Raw genomic sequence first — 16811 nt, forward strand, 5'->3', positions numbered from 1 at the left:
TCCTTAACACTAAAAAAGTGCAGGGCAACAACCCTGCACTTTTTATCATATTCCATAACTACAGAGACTTCAATAACCCGGTCCGCTCATTAAATTCAGTAATCAGCTTATCAATCTCCTCAACCTGATTTTGAATTCTCTCCCAGTACTCGGGATCATACCACTGGGCATTCAATTCTTTAACATCTTTTCCTTGCTGCTCAATCCAGGTGTAGTATTTGAGATTATGTATCCGCTTCTTCTCAATATAAGTCAATTCAATCATATGATCAGTGGTTACTGCCATCAGATATCTATGATAATCCTTAACAGCATCCTCTCTGGTATATCTACCAAACTGCTCTTCTAACTCTTTTAAGCGTGAACCATATAATTCCATAGAGTCAGTGCAAACAGTCATTACTACATCTTTACTGGTCAATTCATAGTATTTAGCAAACTTGATAGCACAAATAATATTTGCTACTCCAGAAATACCTATCCAGGAAAGCTTTTCAATAAACTCTTCTGGAACACCCTGGTCTCTTAAGTATTCCTGACCGACAGGTTCATTGAAGAGCCTGATCAGATTCATAGGAATGTTATCATCAACAGCAACTATAATATCCGTATTCTTAACATTATGAATCCATGGCACATGTTTATCACCGATTCCTTCAATCCGGTGTTCACCATAACCGTTCATCAGCAAAGTTGGGCATTGTAAAGCTTCACCAGCGATGATTTTACTATTTGGAAAGACTTTCTTTAAATAATCTCCACAAGCAATGGTACCAGCTGAACCAGTACTGGATACCACACCTGCAAAGTTATAATTCTCACCTGCTACTTCATTAAATACTTCTTCCATTGCGCGGCCGGTAATATGATAATGCCAGAGATAATTACCGAATTCATCAAACTGGTTAAAGATAATTACATCATCTCTTGTTCTTCTAAGCTCCCAGCACTTATCATATATTTCTTTTACATTACTTTCAGTACCAGGAGTAGCAATTACTTCTCCCGCAACATTGGACAACCATTCAAATCTCTCTTTACTCATTCCTTCTGGTAATATAGCAATAGAATCACAGGCCAACAATGTGGAATTGTACGCACCCCCGCGGCAGTAGTTACCTGTAGAAGGCCATACAGCTTTATGACGGGTTGGATCAAACTGACCGGTTACTAGACGTGGGACCAGACATCCATAAGAAGCTCCTACTTTATGTGCTCCAGTTGGAAACCACTTACCGATTAGAGCAATAATTCTGGCGTCAACACCGGTAATCTCTTTTGGAATTTCAATATAATTTACACCATCATATAAGCCACCCTTTTTTTTCGGTTCATTCTTCCAGGTAATTCTAAATAGGTTCAATGGGTTGATATCCCAAAGACCAACCTCTTTTAGCTGTTCCTTGATCTTATCAGGAATTAATTCCGGGTTCTGCATCTCTTTAAAAGTAGGCATGATAATATTCTTTTCTCTTGCCCTTTTAACAGTTCTTTGAAGCTGCTCCTCATTAATAGTTAAATCAATCATTCATATTCATCCTTTCTTTCTAATATTTTTGAATATTTTGACTTCAGTAAGCATTTTAAAAAAGAAAGTCTGGAAACAAGAATTTAAATTACATTTATATCTAAAAAATATATTCAACATGATTTAAATTATTCCTGCTCTGATGTTAATATTTTTTTAAAATGATCAATGCTATTTATAGCTTTTAACTCATGATTAATCCGTTTTTCTTCAGAATTGGGGGCTTTTTTATTTGAAGATAGATTTTAATTACATTTAAACAACACTTAATAGTTTATTGTTTGAAACTTCATTACACATCAAATAATTTACTATTAACTATGTATAATCCACAGTTTCAAAAAAAAGAGGGGCTGTCCCAAAAGTCCCTTTATAACCCCAAGTGTAACAATAAGCCCAATTTTCTGACAATAAATCGATTCAGGTCAGAGATTATGAAAGATGTTATTGATGAGATATTTGCCTCAGTATTGGAACTTCTTATAGAAGAAGGATTTGTAAAGTTAGAGAATTACTTTTTAAACGGTACAAAAATAGAAGCAAATGCAAATAAATATAGCTTTGTTTGGGGGGAAGCGACAAAAAAGTACAAAGCAAAACTTAGAAAAAGAAATAGATTCAAAGAAACTTGAAGAAAAAATACAGGAACTTGAATAGTGTCTTGAAAAGGACTCCAGAAACAAGAAGCTAAAAAAACTGTCAAAGAGCTCAAGGATAAATGTCTTCCCAAAATGCAAAAATATGAGCAACATAAAGAGATTTTAAATGGGCGAAACAGTTATCCTAAAACAGATACTGATGCAACTTTTATGAGAATGAAAGAAGACCACATGAAAAATGGTCAATTGAAGCCCGGGTATAATGTCCAGATAGGTACTGAAAATCAGTTCATAGTTGGATTCAATATTCATCAAAGACCAACAGACCCAAAGTGTTTAATTCCTCATTTAGAAAAATTAAAAAAACGACTGGTAAGATTTCAGAAAATATAATAGCTGATGCAAGCTTTCTTCAGAAACTGTGAAGAAATAGTTCCCTCTAACTGGCATATAAAGCGTATCCGTGGTGATCGTGGTATATTTGACCAGAATAATTTCAAATACTTTAAAAACAAGGATATGAATATGTTGTCAAAACTAAAATGCAAAAGGGCATTCCTACCGGACAACCTGGTTGGTAATGGTTATTACTAACATATCAGATTTACTCCAGGTAAATGACTTGAAAGAGTAATCAATTATATTCGCCACAGGCTTAAACGCTTTTTTAACTGTTGTTTTTGCATAAAAAGATAGTTGAACAATATTTGGTTTGAAAAGCCCCAAAAGGTGGCTTGGTTTCTTATACCCAAAAATCGCATCAATATGGTTGTTTGCTTTACATTAGTTATTAATATGTAGTTTTTAAAGATCAAAAAGTATAAAACTGGCTTCAGGGCATCTGTTTGAGAGAGAATTTCATTTATTTTCGGTTTACTTGCCGATTTTAAGTTTAATAATTGAGGGGGCGGATCACATGGGAGTAGGCTCTATATTTGGTTTTTCCAATGGTATTTTGATTAATAGATTTAAAGCGCCTGTTGCTATGATTCTCCCAGGTGGTATTGGCAACACGATAGATCTTTTGACTGTTTATAAATATTATTTAGAACGGTATAACTACAATTTTAAGGGAGTTATTGTAAATAAAATTTGGAAACAAAAATACTATTCAACAAAAGAATATTTAGAGATTTCTTTTAGTAAGAACAATATAAATTGTTTTGGATATTTTCCTATGCTATCTAATTTAACTCAGATTTAGTCAATTACAGAGCATAAGAAAAAATATCTTGATATTACTGCAAAAAGCTAATTTTTCACTCCTTGAGAAATTTTTTGAACCATCCAAAGCTCGATTTCAGCCGAAATAAAGCTTCCTAATTTCCTAATCAAGGTATTCTTATCTCATCCATTTAGTCAGGAAGTCTGTATCCTCCCACATTCCTGTCCATACCCTGTTACGATAATATCTTAAAGATTTCTCTTGATCATTAGATTCAATTTGCCCATTATTATCTAGTCTACTATTAGTTAACCAAAGACTTATTCACAAAAAAACGTCTTACAAAATCTGTAAGACAATTCTAAATCAACTTCTTTAACCATATCAATTGAACAAATACCTAAAAATAAGGTTATTCTACTGTAACACTCTTAGCCAGATTGCGGGGTTGATCCACATTGCAATCTAAAAATTTAGCAACATAATATGCAAAAAGTTGCAATGGAATAATACTTAATAGTGGGGTCATTAAATCTTTAATTTTTGGTATAACAATTTCATCTGCTATGTCAGCAATGAAAGATATATTTTCACTTCTTACCAAAATTACGAACCTCTTTTATGTTACTCGCCATCTTATCGTGAATATGATCAACAGATGATATAAAGATTACAGGCATCTCATCTGTTACTAAAGCTAATGCACCATGTTTTAATTCTCCAGCTTCATATGCTTCAGCATGAATATAGAAAATCTCCTTTAATTTATGAGACCCTTCCAGCGAAATAGCATAATCGGTGTTCTGACCAATAAAGAACATATTCTTATACTTACATTAACACTTTATGGTAGAGTGTTTTAACCTATAACTTTCTCCTGTAAATATCAAAAAATGGATATTATGTATAAATCTTTCAATTATTATATTTATCATTCTTTCATCGTAAAATATATTTATCCACTTACTGAATTCCAGATTGGTTGTAATTATCAGGCTTTTTCTTTCATAGCACTCTGCTATAACTTGAAAGAGCAACTGGGCTTCTTCTCTATCTAAAGGAATATATCCCCTTTCGTCGCAGATTAACAGATCTTCTTTTGACACAGTTAAACGAATTTATGATAGACTTTGTGATCTATTTAGCCCCTTAAATAGATTGGACAATCATACGAAATTAAATTAAACTATATCTACTATATTACAATTCATATGCTACAAAAAATAACCTGTAGAATTTCTCACCAGTATTATTGAATATATTAGTAAGTAAGATTAATCCTGCAATAAGCCTACGATTTTTTTGCATTTTTTATAATGGATGTATTAATCCAGGCTTAACTTTATTTATTTTATCTTTTAAATAATTCTTTCACCCAAAAATTTATCCTCGGGAACTATAAGCAATTTATTTAATCTTTTTCGATATTTTCCAAAAATAACCTGTGTTACCTTCCCATGCATGTTTTCATCAGCTAATTCCCAGTATATTACATATTTTACCGATTTGGTTATTCTTTTTAATCTTACTGGAGGCTCACCATTTTTGATAGCATCATAGTCTTTTATTCGATGTGTTCTTTTCATAACCTTAAAATCATTAAAATCACTAATTTCATTTAGATAATCCTTCATCTCGCTTATAAGATTTTCAAAATCTTTTGTCATATCAGGTTTCACTTGATATACACTTACTTCAACAAATGATCTGTTCATAAAATAAATCACTCCTTATTTTATATATTTTCACATTCAATCTTCTCTATATCCTTTATTTCTTTTGATTTTTCTAAGTTTTGTTGTGCATCAAGATTTTTTTCAAAAACCTTACTTATCTTATTACACGGATAATTATCACAATATACACAACTTTTTAAATTGAAACTAATATTGCACTGCCTAATTTTATCACCATTTTTACAACCATAACGTTCCACATCTTCGGGATTAAGAGGATATTTTTCAGTAGACCATGAATTAGCAATTCTTTTTTTCACTTTCATCATTCTTTTTGTAGCTATAAAAACCAGACATTCATCACACTTAATACCACAATACGCTATCATACCCATATTAAGTTCTGCTCCCTTTGTTTAAATTGTTCTATCAAATTTGCCCTATTTGTCAGGACGAAAATTTGATTCTCCCTTGTAGGTGCAGAATTTTCCTGAAAAAAATCATTTCACTGGAGTAGTAGGTAGTAATTGAAATTTCTTTTTAATTCTCTCAATATTTCCATGTTGATTTTAAACCATCTAACCGGATTATTAACAGCTACGCCTAAATGATCCTTTATCGCTCCTAAAACCCCTTTTCAAAGATTACAAAATATTACTCACTGAAACTGAAAAAAAAGGACAGCCAATTATACCAGTACGTAAAATTAAATCTTTAAATGTCAATACCGATAAATGACCCACAATATGGAACTCTTCAAGATTATTTCAGACTCTTTAGACGTGATCGTAATAGATATCAAAAATTTTAATGTATAATTTATTAGAAGCTTTGATTTCCTTATTTTCGTTTAAATGGTGAATTATAACTGGTCTCCGGATGTAATATTTTGTACTTTAACTAATAGAATGGTCTTAAGCTACTACCTACTTCCATTTTACAGGAAACTTTATATCTTATTTGATGCTACCTACAATTTCATTTTTTGGCTAGCCTTAAAGTTATATATTTTAATATTTTTTTAAAAAAATACAATAACTATTATGAAAGATTACTCTTTATTTTATCCAACCTTTTACGTTCTTTTGAATCTTCTGGAACATATTCACTTATAAGATCGCAGGGATACTCATTGCACCACCCACAATTTTCTACCTCTTTTTTAACACCACATGCTCTTATCTTACACGCTGAGCACATCTTACTATTTTCTACATCTATTTCATGACACCCAACACAATATATGTCTTCAGGTTCAAATTGACACTTTTCATTTGAATATTTTTTTGCCAACTCAACCCGAGCCTCATGATCATTGTTTATTGTTGCAATAAAAACTGGACATTCATTACAGAGTAAACCACAATACCCCACTATCTGTTCAGTCATCATACTTCCTCCTTCTTTTCAGTTATGAATCACTTCATATATTTCACCTAACTAAAAAGACACTTAATTTTATAAAAAAACATATTTTTTAAAAAAATTTATATCAGTACCAGTTTCATTCTTTCACCACCCCTCAAGGCATTCTCAGTTACTTCTTCACTTAAATAAGCCATCAGGTTTTTAAAACTTATTCTGCAAAATAATTAGCGAATTTGATTTTTAAATGTACTTCTCATATTTTTTAAAAAAAGTATTCCAGCCCCACTTATTCAGGTATGATAGGCGATCTAGTTATACAATTATTAAAACCAGGATGTAGTGCACTATCAATTATTGAATTTCTATAACATTATTTGCAGAATTTATCCATTCATGCCGATGGGATATCATTAGTACAATTCTATTTTCCTGACATAATCTCTCAATTGAATGTTGCACTAAATCAATTGTATTGAAAAACCTCATCTAATAAAACAATTGGAGTTTTCCTGTAAAAAGCTCTAGCCAATGCAATTCGACATTTCTGTCCGCCCGATAATTTTTTTCCTCCATCACTAACAACAGTATCATAACCTTCAGGTAGGTTTATAATAAAATCATGAATTCCAGCTCTTTTTGCTGCCTCTTCCACCTCTTTTTGGTCTACGGGCTCATCATGTAATACAATATTTTCTTTTATCGTTCCATTAAATAAAAAGGCTCTCCGTCAAATGTTGTGAAAGATAAGTTGGCTCCGTTGAATTGATTGGTAAATTGATTTTGAAATAAACATTTAAATTTAATAACTTAACATTGCATTAAATACTCTTCTCCTTAGATTCATAACATTTGGAACACCATATCCAATCCTTTTGATCAATTTAATCTTGTTATTGATACCCTCAGCAAAGCCATTGGTTATCTTAGTCTTAAAATAATTTAGTATTTTTTCTTCCCATCTTTGTATCATCTTTTTTACCTGGTAAAAAGGCATCAGCTTGCTTTTTATTACTTCTTTATACCACCTTTTTAGAGCTCTGGTGGCTTCTTTCACATCATCTAGCTGCAATAGGTCTCTGAATTCCTCTTTTAATTCCCAGGCCTTTTCTAGAGCTGGACTGAGTTCAAATAATTTGATGAGCTTTTCATGTTCTTCATCTGTCAATTCTTCAGCTCGTTTTTGGAGTAATAAACGACTTTGAAAAAACTTTCTTCTCTGATGATTATTTACTGTTTGTTGAACTTGTTTTCTAACTTCATCAAGGGCTCTGTTCATTAAAGTTACAAGATGAAATTTATCTATAACAATTTTTGCATGAGTAAATGCTGCATCTGCTACTGCTTTGAACGGCCGCCACATATCCATAGAGATCGATTGAATCTGTCGTCTTTGTTCATCTTCCCAACAATTAAAGTAGTCAATTAAATCATCCTTTTTGCGAGTAGGTAAAATGTCAATTAACTCCCGATTAATTGGATCTGTAATGCTAACTCCATATTTATGGCGTTTTAAAACTGCAAATTCATCGATACTGATGGCTTTTAATTGACTAAGTTTTGAAACTTGTTGTTTAATGAGAGGGTCAACTACTTTTTTAACTGCATTATTAACAGCTGTATAACTTAACCCGTTTTCTCTAGCAACTTTAGAATAATCCTTGCTGACAGTTTCTTTAGCAAGATATTTATCAAAGCGTTTGGTTTTACGGGCATATTTATCAATACTTTCATATTTTTCAGGGATACCCCTCTTATGACAATAAGGACAACGATATCTTTTCTTTAGAAGTCTAATGATTACTAGTTTACCTCTTATGGGGATGTCTCTAATATTTTGCCATTTTGTATCATGGATTTTATTAGTGATATTACCACACTGAGGACACACAATGTGATTTTTCTTTGCTTCAGCGATAAAAATATATCTGTCCTCCGTTGAAATAATTTCAGTTGCAATAATGTCTGGCAAATCAAGAAATTTTATGATATTATTATATTGCATTTGCTGGACTCCTTTCTTTGGTTTTTAGTTCGCAACTAATTAATTCAACGGAGCCAGCAAATGCCTTTTTATTTTTTATAATTTTTTCTTCACAACATTAATTATAGACCCAATAAAAATATATCCTGAGATATATAAGTAAATAAGTGCTTACTGACTGGCAACTTCTCCAGTCCATCAACTTTAATATAAATATCGCCTTTTTGGGGTTCATAAAACCCATTAGAATTTTAAATATTGTAGTCTTACCAATCCCACTTTTTCCGATAATATAAGTAATTTCTCCCGATTTTGCTTCTAAACAAAAATTCTTTAATACTAAATTTTCTTTGTTATATGCAAAAGTAAGATTATCTATAACTAATGTAAACTTCTTATTCATCAATGAACTACTTTCAATTTGACCTGCTTCCCCATCAGAAGAATCCTCTTGTAACTGAATTACCTGATTAACTCGATCAAATGATACATATAATGATTTATATTTTTTAAGAAAATCCCCAATAAACCTATATGGATTAATTAAGTTATCATATAGTGAAATAAAAGCAGTTAACGAACCGACAGATATCTTTTTTCAATTACCAAAATACTTCCAAAAGCTAACAATATTAAAATTGTTATAAATTAGAACAACTTCATAATAACATTTGTTGTTGCATCTATTTTTGCTTCTTTTATACTTTCTTCATTAAATTTTTCATTTACATTTCTAAACTGGTTAATAATTCTTTCTTCATTTCCAAAGATTCTGAAAAAGAAACTTCCCCTAATATATTCCAATACTTCTTTAACCAAATCAGATTCTATAGCTTTTATTTTTTTAATAATATCCTGCAGCTTTTTAATAACAGTTTTATCCAACCAGATTTTTAATATGCCAAGTAAAATTATAGTAATACTTAATTGCCAGCTTAATATAAATCCCACCACCAGACTACCGCTGACTTTACCAAAACTTCCAATAAAGAAATATACAGCTCGATATAACTCAGAAACATCATTTACATTATTAGTAAGTCTATAAATTAAATCTCCACTATCAAAGAGATTAAGATCTATGGGCCTTAAGTTTATTACTGATTTTATCATCTTTTTTCTTAAGTCACTCTTTGTTTTAATAATTATCTTTAGTGATGTATAATCAATCAAATAAACAAATAGCGTAGAGAGTGAAACAGTACCTACCAATAATATAATCCCCCAAAGTAACATGTCACCATCATGTTGAACACATCCATTAGTAATCCATTTTATTCCCCAGGCCTGGCCCTGTACCATAAAAAAACCCCGTAATATCTCAAAAACAGATAAAGCCAAAAATATTTTCCATTCTTTCATAAATGTTATCATTTCTTTTAAATTCAAAATCAAATTAAAGATATTCTCTCTTTTTACCACTTTTACATCAGTTATCATTAAAATTCCCCTTTTTTACAATTCCTGTTTTGACTTTTCATACAGATTTCGATAAAATTCATTGCCCATTAGTTCATGATGGGAACCGGTACCGACTATTTTACCGTTATTCATAACAAAAATACGGTCAAATTTTGTCATCAAACTATGATATAATTTATGGTTAACTATAATTATCGTCCCTTTTATAGCTTTGAATATTTTATCCAACACTTTATCTGTCATCTCAGGATCTAATGCAGAAAATCCTTCATCAATAAGATAAATAGAACTTTGCTTCATTAATCCAATCATTAATGCCAGCCTTTGCTTTTGATCGCCTGATAAATTTTCCCCACCTTTCTTAAGAAGGGTATCATACCCATTTGGTAATGAATCAATTTTTTCATTAAGATCAACAATTTTAGCATATTGCTCTAATTCATCTTTAGTTACTTTATTGTAAAATAATGAAAAATTTTTAAAAATTGATTTAGATAATAGAAACGGCTTCTGCGGACAATAAGAGATATATTTTCTAAGAGATTTTTGAGGCCATTGCCTTAACTCATTGCCAAGTATCTCCATGTTACCTTCATAGTTGTTGTCATATCCCATTATCATTTTTAAAAAAGTAGTTTTGCCACAACCACTTTCTCCAACAATTGCAATACGCTCACCTTTTTTAATTTTCAAATTGAAATCTTCTAAAACTTTTTTCCGGATTGATAAAAATAATTGAAGTTTTTTAATTGAATTACAACATCACTTTCATCAATTTTTTCTTCAAAAGTTTTTATTTCCTGTGATTCAGGCAGGTCCAGGATTTCATAAAATCTATTTATTTTTGGAACTACTTCAAATAATGATGAAAACATTCGAGGAATCCCCATTAATAAATTAACTAATCTATCAATCATTAAATACAAACCAACAACCAGACCAAAATCGATAAATCCTTTATATGCCAAGAATCCACCAATACTATAAAATAATACATAAATAAAATTATAATTAATAATCCCTATTATCCAGATAATTTTGCTATATAAATTAGCTTTAAATTGATGTTTTAATACTTTAGACTCCTGTTCATTGTATCTGCGGTTGAAAAAATCCTCTGCATTAAAAGACTTGATATTTAATATATAATCAAAAATATCTTTTGCTTTGGTATTTAAAGTTGATAACTCTTTTTGGTATTTACTTACTTCTTTTGTTAGTAGATTCCCAATTTTTTTACGGTATAAATTGTAACAGGTAACAGTATAACTACAATAGGAAGCAATCTCCAATCGTTTAAACCAATATACACAAAAAGCATCATAAACAATACTGCATTTGAAATAACTTCAATAAAAGAACCTGATATAAATTTAGTTATCTCAATTAAATCATCTGTAAAACGTGTTATTAAATCAGCGTTTAAATATCTTTCAAGTACTGGCAGGGAGATATTATTTATTTTTTTAAAAAAAGCCATTCTTAATCTACTTAATACATTGCAATAGAATTTCTTCTTATATATGATCATAGAAAAATTGAATAATATATCTAAGACTAAAACAAGACCCGTTAAAAAAACCCACTTAAAAACATCACTCATATTAAATTCTATAACCGAATTAATTAAGTTTTTTACAAAATTAATATATACTATAAATACTAAATTAAGTAAAATACTCAATGTAATAATTAAATATAAAAATTTTTTATCTTCTTTTAACATTTTGATGATTTTTAATATTGGTTTGTCCATTTTTATACCTGCCTTTCGTATATTATATTTAAATTCATTTTCTCACTCATCAAGGAAGATTATTGATTAATTTTTCAAGAGATGGTTTAACATTTAATAATTTTTTTAATTTTTTATACTCATTAAAAATTTCTTTGCTTTTTGATCTAACTTTTGTTACTCTAATCATCAGATTTTTTGGAGTCTCAAGTGAAGAAATATATTCAATAATTGAAACATCGTAACCTAAAGATTCTAAAAGCAATGATCTTAACCCATCAGTTATTATATCAGCCATTCGCGCCTTTAAAATAATCAATTTTCTCATCTAACCTCTGTTTCAAACCGGCCAAAAATAAAGACATTTTCTAGATATTTTGATTATTCATTAAATCACTCCTTATTAATATTTTTTATTCTATTTTTTCTTCTTTTACTTCTAAAAACCCTTTTTTCAAAATAAACTCTCTGGCCTGTTCATTTTTGCCGGTTGTTTTATATTTGCAACATATTCGCTTAGCCCTAAGCTTTTCTGCTTTTTTAATTATATATTTTAAAATAGTATCTTCGATTTTGCGTCCTAAAGCCCGACAGGATAATGCAAAAGTATCAATCCAAAGTTCACATTTTTTTCTAAATATTTAAGGATTATTACACCTACTGTGCCTAAATCGCTAAATCGATCTTTTACCCGGATACAGTAAATAAAATGATTATCTTTTTTTGCAATAGTGTTAATATCAAATGTAGAGTAATGTTGTGCTGTCAAATTAAATTGATTTGTTCTATAAGTTAATTGTGAAATACGTCCATAATCAATCTCCTGTGCGGGATAGATAGGATATTTAAAGCTTTTAGATACTTGTTAAAATTATTATATTTGCTCTTTAATCTTTTACGTAAGATATTGGTTCTATAAGTTTTTCCGACGAAATAAGGCCTCATCACAGGAGGTGATGAGCTAATCAAGGGCCAGGAGGGCCCTTTGATTAGAAAGCCTTATTTCGGCGGAAATCGAGCTTTAGATGATTCGAAAAATTTCTCAAGAAGCGAAAAATTAGCTTTTTGCAGTTTAACCATATATTTAAAGTAGAAAACTGGTCGTATGATAAAGAAAACGACGAGTTTATTTGTCCTCCCCAAAAAAGCTCATTTATTGGAAGACAAAGGAATACAAGACTGATAATGGGTATATTAGACAGTATGGGTATTATAAGTGCGAAAATTGTGATGGGTGTGAGTTAAAAGAAAACTGTACAAAAGCTAAAGGTAACCGTGTAATAAGAATAAGTTTTAAATTACGTAAATATAAGCAAAAAGTAAAGAAGAACCTTTGTTCTGATAAAGGATTGAAACTCCGTTCTCAAAGAGCAATAGAAGCGGAATCAGTCTTTGGAAGGATCAAAGACAATTGGTCATTCAGGAGATTTCTACTTCATGGTCTTGAGAAAGTGAAAATTGAATGGGGTTTACTGTGTATAGCCCATAATCTGGCTAAACTGGCGACAGTATAGAATGATATATTTTTTATACAGAAGAATTTTATATGAACCATGAAAAAAGGGGCTATGCCCCAAAAGTAATTAATTACTTTTGGGACAGCCCCTTACGAAAATTACTTTTCTATTTCTTTTATTTCTTCCATTATAATACCACCGCCCACTAATACATCTCCTTGATAGAAAACAGCAGATTGTCCTGGAGTTATAGCTCTCTGCATATCCTCGAAAATAACTTTAACCTGGTCTTCTCCTAAAGGATAGACTACTGCCTTTGCCGGTGGTGAATTATAACGAATCTGAACTTCAACTTCCATAGGCTCCGTTAACTCTGGAATGGAAATCCAATTCAGCTGCCCAGCAATTAAACCAACCCCAAAAACTTCCGAATTTTCACCCACAATGACTGCATTTCTTTCTGGATCAAGTTTTACCACATAGACCGGTTTACCCAGAGCAACTCCTAAACCCTTTCTTTGACCAATTGTATAGAACGGTAATCCATCATGGGTACCCACCCGGTTTCCATTAGTATCCAAAATTGGCCCAGGTTTAACCAACTCAGGATAGTGTTCCCTTAAAAAACGTCCATAATCATCATCAGGTATAAAACAGATCTCCTGACTATCAGGTTTATCATGTACTGGTAGATTTCTCTCCTTAGCCATTTTGCGGGTCTCTTCTTTAGTATATTCACCCAAAGGAAAGAGAGTATGCGCTAACTGATACTGGGTCATTCCCCAGAGAGTATAGGTTTGATCCTTAGCAGAATCCGTTGCTTTTTTAATCAAATGTCTACCATTTACATTATGCACTACCTTTGCATAATGCCCTGTTGCTATATAGTCAGCATCTAACTCTAAAGCCCGTTTTAACAAAGCCTCAAACTTGATTTTCTGATTACACATAATACAGGGATTAGGGGTTCGGGCATGACTATATTCCTCAACAAAATAATCAATCACTTTTTTTTGAAAGAGTTCTCTAAAATTAACTACATAAAAAGGAATATCTAATCGGTGAGCAACCCGTCTTGCATCTTCTACAGCAGATAGTGAACAACAACCACCGTGATCACGGGCAGGTTCATATTCAGGCCAAATCTGCATCATCATACCGATCACATCATAGCCTGCTTCTTTCAAAAGTGCAGCAGTTAAGGAGCTATCCACTCCTCCGCTCATTGCTACAACAACCCTCTTCATATATAGTTCCACCCTTGCCTTTTAATTTTATTCTTCTGATTCATGATGATGGTCTTCCACTTCATATTTCTCTCCAAGATAATCAGCTATTGCCTTTTGCAAAGCATCTGCTGCTAAGTTAGAGCAGTGCATTTTAACAGGTGGAAGTCCACCCAATTCTTCAGCCACCATTTTATTAGTAATTTTTTTAGCTTCTTCAATGGTCTTTCCTTTTACCATCTCGGTAACCATACTACTCGTAGCAACAGCAGCTCCACAGCCAAAGGTTTTAAATTTACAGTCTACTATCTTTCCATCCTCAACTTTAATGGTAATCTTCATAATATCCCCACATGTTGGATTTCCTACCTCTCCAACCCCATCTGGATTTTCAATCTCACCTACATTACGGGGATTTTGAAAATGTTCCATAACTTTTTCGTTATACATCAGCTATCATCTCCTTAATTCCAATAAAAATTAAGCTTTATAATAATTTTACTGCAAAAAGCAAATTCTTCACTTCAAAGAAATTTTTTAAACCATCTAAAATTCGTTTTCAGGGTAATCCATGGGTCTTCGACCCATGGATTGATTTATCAGAAGCTGTGATGAGACTATTCTTTTCAATCTCACTAAGATAGTTTAACGAAAAATTTCAATGTTGCTCAAAATTAGCTTTTTGCAGTTTGATCATATGATATATTTATTAAACATTTGTTGTCTTATAAAGTGGTGACATTTGACGGAGTTTTTCAACAATCTCAGGAAGTACTTCCAGAACATAATTAATTTCTTCTTCGGTATTGTAAATACCCAGAGTCATCCTTAATGAGCCATGAGCTACTTCGTGACTGCGGCCTATGGCCAAAAGGACATGTGAAGGATCTAAAGAACCAGAAGTACATGCTGAACCACTTGAAGCTGCAATACCCTTCAAATCCAGATTCAAAAGTAATGATTCACCTTCAATATACTTAAAGGAGAAATTCACATTGTTCGGTAATCGCTGTGTCCGGTGTCCATTTAATATAACCTCAGGAATCTTTTCTTCAATACCTGTGATTAATTTATCTCTCAATCTAGTTAATTTTTCCCTTTTCTCGTCCAATTCTTTTAATGCCAGTTCAGCCGCTTTACCTAATCCAATAATTCCCGGTGTATTGTGAGTACTAGCACGACGTTTACGTTCCTGAGCACCACCGTGCATATGTGGAACTAATTTAATTCCTCGCCGTACATATAAAGCCCCTACTCCTTTTGGACCATTGAACTTATGACCACTTAAAGAAAGCATGTCAATATTCATTTCCTGTACATTTATAGGTATACTGCCTACAGCCTGAACAGCATCAGTATGGAATAATACTCCATGTTCCTTTGCAATTTTACCAATCTCAGCTACAGGTTGAATAGTACCAATCTCATTATTAGCAAACATAATGGTAATCAGAATGGTTTTGTCTGTAATAGCCTTACGTACATCTTTAGGATCCACCATGCCATATTCATCCACAGGTAGATAAGTAACCTCACAGCCAAAATATTTCTCGAGATATTCACAAGTATGTAAAACTGCATGGTGTTCGATCTTAGTTGTGATAATATGATTACCTTTATCTTTTTTCGCCAAAGCAGTACCGATAATTGCCAGGTTATCAGACTCAGTACCTCCGCTGGTAAAGATAATTTCCGCTGGTTCCTCTGCACCTAACAATTTAGCTACATTTTCCCTGGCCTCAGTAACACCTTTTGAAACCTCACGACCAAAAGAATGTATACTGGATGGATTTCCAAAATACTCATTAAAATAGGGTAACATAGCCTCAATAACTTCAGGACGGGTCGGAGTTGTAGCACTATTATCCAAATAGACTCGTTTCATTAAAAATTCCTCCTTTTTCCCTTAAATGTGATACATAAACCCTTCATCCTTTTCATGTTTCTTTTCCAAAGCGTATTGGCACAAATCCTCCAGGGTCATCTCATCTAAAACCTCATCAATCTTTTCTTTCAATTTTTCCCAAATTATTCTGGTCACACAAACTTCGACCTTTTCACACTCATACTCTTCATCACCGACACATTCAACAGGTGCAACAGGCCCCTCTAAAGTCCGGATAATATCACCTATGGTAATATCTTTAGGCTCCTGAGCTAAAAGATATCCACCATAAGCCCCACGAACGCTTTTCACTAATCCAGCTTTGCGAAGCACAGCTATTAATTGTTCTAAATAATGTTCGGACAACCCCTGACGTTCAGCTATACTGCGAAGCGAAACCGGACCTGCACCATACCGCATAGCTAGTTCAAACATTGCACGTACTCCATAACGCCCTTTAGTTGAAAGTTTCATTCTCTGTCCCCCTAATCCCGACTAATTTTATAGGAATTCCCTAAGTTTATATTACCATATCTTTATTATAAATGTCAATAACAAATCCTACTTCTTTTATCGAAATTATTTTTTCCTCAATGTAAAAATTTTATAATTTCAATATCATGATTAAACTGCAAAAAGTTAATTTTGAGTGCCATAAAAATTTTTCGTTCAACCATCTTACTCATATTGAGGAAATAATGAGCTAATTAAGAGTCAGGATAACCCATTGATTAGTGTACCTTATTCTGGCTAAAATCGAACTTTGAAT

18 protein-coding genes and 3 pseudogenes are annotated in these 16811 nt (G+C 32.1%); 3 read left to right on the forward strand and 18 right to left on the reverse strand.

Features of this window, described 5'->3' with window-relative positions; genetic code table 11:
• Positions 1 to 58 precede the first annotated feature (58 nt).
• Positions 59 to 1528, reverse strand: coding sequence for a pyridoxal-phosphate dependent enzyme (locus BBF96_RS06550; protein WP_127016395.1), 1470 nt, complete (start codon positions 1526 to 1528; stop codon positions 59 to 61).
• Between the two features lie 395 nt (positions 1529 to 1923).
• On the opposite strand from BBF96_RS06550, the pseudogene BBF96_RS16855 reads away from it, so the two are divergent.
• A pseudogene (locus tag BBF96_RS16855) lies at positions 1924 to 2493 on the forward strand (transposase); the annotation flags it as partial.
• A 511-nt stretch (positions 2494 to 3004) separates the two neighbouring features.
• Positions 3005 to 3331: an AAA family ATPase gene (locus BBF96_RS06560; RefSeq protein WP_257792012.1), complete on the forward strand. Its 327-nt coding sequence runs from the start codon at positions 3005 to 3007 to the stop codon at positions 3329 to 3331.
• Positions 3332 to 3704: 373 nt separating this feature from the next.
• Here BBF96_RS06560 and BBF96_RS06565 read toward each other — a convergent pair whose 3' ends face one another.
• The 13 genes and pseudogenes from BBF96_RS06565 to BBF96_RS06630 form a co-directional block, all read right to left on the reverse strand.
• Positions 3705 to 3896 (reverse strand): hypothetical protein, encoded by a 192-nt coding sequence (locus BBF96_RS06565; protein WP_127016397.1) that lies wholly within the window; start codon positions 3894 to 3896, stop codon positions 3705 to 3707.
• Complete coding sequence (locus tag BBF96_RS06570; protein ID WP_127016398.1) at positions 3883 to 4113, reverse strand: SIS domain-containing protein; 231 nt, start codon at positions 4111 to 4113, stop codon at positions 3883 to 3885. The genes BBF96_RS06565 and BBF96_RS06570 overlap by 14 nt, the downstream gene beginning before the upstream one ends.
• Before the next feature lie 15 nt (positions 4114 to 4128).
• Positions 4129 to 4398 (reverse strand): annotated as a pseudogene (locus tag BBF96_RS17375) (ATP-binding protein); the annotation flags it as partial.
• Between the two features lie 252 nt (positions 4399 to 4650).
• Positions 4651 to 5007: a hypothetical protein gene (locus BBF96_RS06580; RefSeq protein WP_127016399.1), complete on the reverse strand. Its 357-nt coding sequence runs from the start codon at positions 5005 to 5007 to the stop codon at positions 4651 to 4653.
• A gap of 20 nt (positions 5008 to 5027) precedes the next feature.
• Positions 5028 to 5363 carry a DUF3795 domain-containing protein gene (locus BBF96_RS06585; RefSeq protein ID WP_127016400.1) on the reverse strand — a complete coding sequence of 112 codons (336 nt, stop codon included), beginning with the start codon at positions 5361 to 5363 and terminating at the stop codon, positions 5028 to 5030.
• Positions 5364 to 6009: 646 nt separating this feature from the next.
• Entirely contained in the window at positions 6010 to 6357 is a 348-nt protein-coding gene (locus tag BBF96_RS06590) for a DUF3795 domain-containing protein (protein WP_164730932.1), read from the reverse strand.
• 442 nt (positions 6358 to 6799) lie between these two features.
• Entirely contained in the window at positions 6800 to 7036 is a 237-nt protein-coding gene (locus BBF96_RS06595; RefSeq protein ID WP_127016402.1) for an ATP-binding cassette domain-containing protein, read from the reverse strand.
• 99 nt (positions 7037 to 7135) lie between these two features.
• Positions 7136 to 8338 (reverse strand): ISL3 family transposase, encoded by a 1203-nt coding sequence (locus BBF96_RS06600; protein ID WP_127016403.1) that lies wholly within the window; start codon positions 8336 to 8338, stop codon positions 7136 to 7138.
• Positions 8339 to 8435: 97 nt separating this feature from the next.
• Complete coding sequence (locus BBF96_RS06605; protein ID WP_127016404.1) at positions 8436 to 8720, reverse strand: ATP-binding cassette domain-containing protein; 285 nt, start codon at positions 8718 to 8720, stop codon at positions 8436 to 8438.
• Positions 8721 to 8965: 245 nt separating this feature from the next.
• Complete coding sequence (locus tag BBF96_RS06610; protein ID WP_127016405.1) at positions 8966 to 9757, reverse strand: ABC transporter transmembrane domain-containing protein; 792 nt, start codon at positions 9755 to 9757, stop codon at positions 8966 to 8968.
• Positions 9758 to 9772: 15 nt separating this feature from the next.
• On the reverse strand, positions 9773 to 10432 hold the full coding sequence (locus tag BBF96_RS06615; RefSeq protein WP_164730933.1) for an ATP-binding cassette domain-containing protein: 660 nt from the start codon (positions 10430 to 10432) through the stop codon (positions 9773 to 9775).
• 11 nt (positions 10433 to 10443) lie between these two features.
• Positions 10444 to 11495: pseudogene (locus tag BBF96_RS17380) on the reverse strand (ABC transporter transmembrane domain-containing protein).
• Between the two features lie 49 nt (positions 11496 to 11544).
• Positions 11545 to 11802, reverse strand: a complete 258-nt coding sequence (locus BBF96_RS06630; protein WP_164730935.1) for a hypothetical protein — start codon at positions 11800 to 11802, stop codon at positions 11545 to 11547.
• Between the two features lie 802 nt (positions 11803 to 12604).
• Between BBF96_RS06630 and BBF96_RS06635 the strand changes: the two genes are divergently transcribed.
• A complete protein-coding gene (locus BBF96_RS06635; RefSeq protein WP_127016410.1) occupies positions 12605 to 12988 on the forward strand; it encodes a transposase in 384 nt (127 codons plus the stop codon).
• Positions 12989 to 13089: 101 nt separating this feature from the next.
• Here BBF96_RS06635 and mnmA read toward each other — a convergent pair whose 3' ends face one another.
• The 4 genes from mnmA to BBF96_RS06655 form a co-directional block, all read right to left on the reverse strand.
• Positions 13090 to 14178, reverse strand: coding sequence for a tRNA 2-thiouridine(34) synthase MnmA (gene mnmA / locus BBF96_RS06640; RefSeq protein ID WP_127016411.1), 1089 nt, complete (start codon positions 14176 to 14178; stop codon positions 13090 to 13092).
• A 27-nt stretch (positions 14179 to 14205) separates the two neighbouring features.
• Positions 14206 to 14607: a Fe-S cluster assembly scaffold protein NifU gene (nifU, locus tag BBF96_RS06645; RefSeq protein ID WP_127016412.1), complete on the reverse strand. Its 402-nt coding sequence runs from the start codon at positions 14605 to 14607 to the stop codon at positions 14206 to 14208.
• Between the two features lie 259 nt (positions 14608 to 14866).
• The gene (nifS, locus tag BBF96_RS06650; protein ID WP_127016413.1) at positions 14867 to 16042 is read right to left on the reverse strand and encodes a cysteine desulfurase NifS; all 1176 of its coding nucleotides are present in this window, start codon (positions 16040 to 16042) and stop codon (positions 14867 to 14869) included.
• Between the two features lie 21 nt (positions 16043 to 16063).
• Entirely contained in the window at positions 16064 to 16516 is a 453-nt protein-coding gene (locus BBF96_RS06655; protein ID WP_127016414.1) for an RrF2 family transcriptional regulator, read from the reverse strand.
• Positions 16517 to 16811 lie beyond the last annotated feature (295 nt).

This window comes from Anoxybacter fermentans (genome assembly GCF_003991135.1).
Lineage (GTDB): Bacteria > Bacillota > Halanaerobiia > DY22613 > DY22613 > Anoxybacter > Anoxybacter fermentans.